Origin of the sequence: Microvirga vignae, from assembly GCF_001017175.1 — a bacterium.
Lineage (GTDB): Bacteria > Pseudomonadota > Alphaproteobacteria > Rhizobiales > Beijerinckiaceae > Microvirga > Microvirga vignae.
Map to the genome: position 1 here is coordinate 1 of NZ_LCYG01000159.1, position 3,102 is coordinate 3,102.

The window sequence follows — 3,102 nt, forward strand, 5'->3', positions numbered from 1 at the left end:
CGGGCGATCGCGACGCGTTGCTGCTGGCCGCCCGACAATTGTGACGGGTATTTGTGCCCGGCGTCGGGAAGGCCCATGCGGGTGAGGAGCTCTCGCGCCTGTGCCTCTGCCTTGGCGCGGGGCACCTTCTTCACCACCAACGGGGCTTCGATGATGTTCTCCAGCGCGGTGCGGTGGGGGAACAGGTTGAAGTTCTGGAACACCATGCCGGTCTTGATGCGCACAGCACTGACTTGCGCGCTGGACAGCTTCAGCCGTTCGGTCCCGGTGCGGCGGAACAGGGGCTTGCCTTCGATGAGGATCTCGCCCTGGTCCGGCCCCATCAACAGGTTCATGCAGCGCAGCAGGGAGGTCTTGCCCGAGCCGCTGGCGCCGATCAGGCAGACCACCTCGCCGCGATGCACGTCGAGATCGACGCCGCGCAGCACATGCTGCTTCCCAAAGGACTTCTCGATGCCGCGTACGCTCAGTACGACATCTTTGGATCTTGCGGTCATCACGCGGCCTCCTTGCGCTCGAACCGGCGTGAAAAGGCGCTGAGGGGGAAAAGGATGAGGACGAAGAGAATGCCGATCACGGTATAGACCTCCATCGGCCGGTAGGTGGTGCTGGATATGTAGCCCGCTTGGTAGAGCAGGTCGGGGATGGTCAGCACCGAGAGCAGCGTGGTGTTCTTGAGCTGCATGATGGTCTGGCCCACCAACGGCGGCACCATGCGGCGCAGTGCCTGCGGCAGGATGATCCGCCTCATGCGCTGGACGTAGCTCATGCCCAGCACCACGGCGGCATCGGTCTGGCCGCGGTCGATGGATTGGACGCCGGCGCGCAGGATCTCGGCGTAGAAGCCGCTGGCATAGAAACCGAGACCGAGGATGCCCGCCATTTCCTTGCTGATCTGGATCTGGAGGAAGATCGGCAGGGCATAGTAGGTCCACAGGAGCAGCACCAATAGCGGGATGTTGCGGAAGAACTCCACCCAGATGCGGCCGATCCAGCGCAATGGCCGCCAGGGCGTGAGCTGGAGCAGCGCCACGAAGAGGCCGATCAAGAGGCCGATCGCGCAGGTATAGACGGTGTATTTCAGGGTGACGAGCAGGCCGTAGGCCAGGAGGTCCCAATTCTGGAAGACCAGTGACAGATCGAATTTCATGGTGCTCGCCCTCAGCCGGGAAGGAAACCGGCGGGCAGCGGATCATCCGCTTCCAGCACGAGAGTGGAAAATGCGCAGACATGAGCCATGCCGCGCACCTCTGGGATCACAGCCGGTTGGCCGTCCTTGCCCTCAGACAAGCCGATGACCTTGGCGGCAAAGGGCACGCCGAGGATGTTCTCGGCCCGGTAGGGCGCGTCTACCGCCAACTTCCCGCGGGCGTGGAGTTGGGCCAGCCGCGCGGAGGTGCCGGTGCCGCAGGGCGAACGGTCGAACTTGTTGCCCGCCAAAACCACCAAATGGCGGGCGCCGCCCTCGATGGCTTGGTGGAACAGCACGCTGCTGACCTGCGGATGACCGCCGCTCCGGCCATCGAGCGCTTCCTTGATGGCCATGCCCGCACGGCACCAGCGGCTGGCGTGGGCGATGTCAAAGGGGAGATCGACCTGGTGCGCATCGACTAGCGCGTACACGATACCGCCATAGGCAATGTCGCAGGTCACCGTGCCGAGACCCTCGGCCTCGATGGTGATGTCGGAGGCGGCAACGAAGGAGGGAACATTGCGGAGCACGACGGATGTCAGCCGGCCGGCCTCGAAGGTGCCGGTCACATGGACAATGCCCGCCGGGGTCTCGATGGACATGCCGCTTTGTTCAAAGCCCGACGGGAGCGCGCCCATGGCCGCGAGACTGGCGACATAGCCGATCGTGGCATGGCCGCACATATCGGCATAGCTGTACGAGAAGACGAAGAACAGCCCCTGATCCGCCTCGCGGGAGGGCACGGGCACTGCCGCCACCATGGCGGCATGCCCGCGCGGTTCGTGAAGCAGGAGCGTCCTCAACCCATCATGGTTGGCGCGGAAATCATCCCGTTGCTCGCGGACGGACTGGCCGCGCAGGGGAGGAATGCCCGCCGTAACTGTGCGGGTGGGGTGACCCGCAGTGTGGCTGTCGATGACGGTGAAGAGACGGTTCGTGCGCATGGCGGTCAGCAGTACTTTCCGGACTGGGGAACCACCTTCATGTCGATGCCGCGCTCGAGCATGTAGCGAGTGATGCGCGAGCAGGCGAGACCCAGCGAATTCTGCTGCGACATCCAGTTGGCCAGGAAGTTTGCAAAACCATCGTTGCCCGGCTCACGACGGATGCCGATGGTGGAGGGATTGCGTAACACGGGCGTTGGCACCACGGCCTTGCCGAGCCCCTTGGAATCAAGCAGGGCGGCATCCTGGTCGGCGAGGATGATTGCGTCGACCTTGCCCGATTGAAGCTCCAGGATGGCTTGGTCGCGCGTGGGAACGACGACGATAGTGGCGTTTGGAATGACCGACTCGGCGATGACCTGCATGGTGCCGCCCTTCTGCACGGCGATGCGGGATTCCTTGGTGTCCATCTCGCGCCAGGTCTTCGGCGCGTAGCCCGGACGGGCAATCAACGCCCAGATGCCGTCGACGATGGAGCCCGGCACGTAGTCGACGACGAGACCGCGGCGCGGGTTGGGGTTCAGGGCCACCGCGAGGTCGATCTTGCCGGCCTGGAAGTCGGCGGCGAGATTGCCCCAGGTCGTCTCGTAGTACTCGAGCTTAACGCCGAGCAGATTGGCGATGTCCTTGCCCCAGTCGACGAAGAAGCCACCCCATTCGCCGGTGCGTGGGTCCTTGATGTAGCCCGGTTCCTCCGAGACCATGACCGGAAATTTCAGCTTTCCACTCTCTTTGATGCGGTTGAGCACCAGGGAGGGGTCCTCGGCTCGTGCCGGCGTGGAAGCCGGGCCGAAAAGGGCTGCCGCGCCAATGACGGCAGCGGCAATCGCACTCATCCAACGATTCATTATAGTCTCCTCTGGTTTAATTGGCATATGTCAATTCTTGAATGAACCATATCATCTTAGTGAGGCAGCGCAAGATAAAACTTGCACTTCGCACGCGATAAGGAGCGCAGGGCACCCT

General features: G+C 63.3%; 4 protein-coding genes. All 4 read right to left on the bottom strand.

Going from position 1 to position 3,102, the window contains the following annotated elements:
• Positions 1-497, bottom strand: a 497-nt coding sequence (locus tag AA309_RS31455) for an amino acid ABC transporter ATP-binding protein (protein ID WP_047192961.1), incomplete at its 3' end; no start/stop codon positions are given.
• Positions 497-1,150 (bottom strand): amino acid ABC transporter permease, encoded by a 654-nt coding sequence (locus AA309_RS31460; RefSeq protein ID WP_047192962.1) that lies wholly within the window; start codon positions 1,148-1,150, stop codon positions 497-499. The genes AA309_RS31460 and AA309_RS31455, both read right to left, overlap by 1 nt.
• Before the next feature lie 11 nt (positions 1,151-1,161).
• The gene (locus tag AA309_RS31465; protein WP_047192963.1) at positions 1,162-2,136 is read right to left on the bottom strand and encodes a proline racemase family protein; all 975 of its coding nucleotides are present in this window, start codon (positions 2,134-2,136) and stop codon (positions 1,162-1,164) included.
• 5 nt (positions 2,137-2,141) lie between these two features.
• A complete protein-coding gene (locus AA309_RS31470) occupies positions 2,142-2,984 on the bottom strand; it encodes a transporter substrate-binding domain-containing protein (protein ID WP_047192964.1) in 843 nt (280 codons plus the stop codon).
• Positions 2,985-3,102: the final 118 nt, after the last annotated feature.

Coding starts and splice junctions, on each gene's coding strand:
- AA309_RS31465 (WP_047192963.1), bottom strand. CDS start 2,136: ATGCGCACGAACCGTCTCTTCACCGTCATCGACAGCCACACTGCGGGT.
- AA309_RS31470 (WP_047192964.1), bottom strand. CDS start 2,984: ATGAATCGTTGGATGAGTGCGATTGCCGCTGCCGTCATTGGCGCGGCA.
- AA309_RS31460 (WP_047192962.1), bottom strand. CDS start 1,150: ATGAAATTCGATCTGTCACTGGTCTTCCAGAATTGGGACCTCCTGGCC.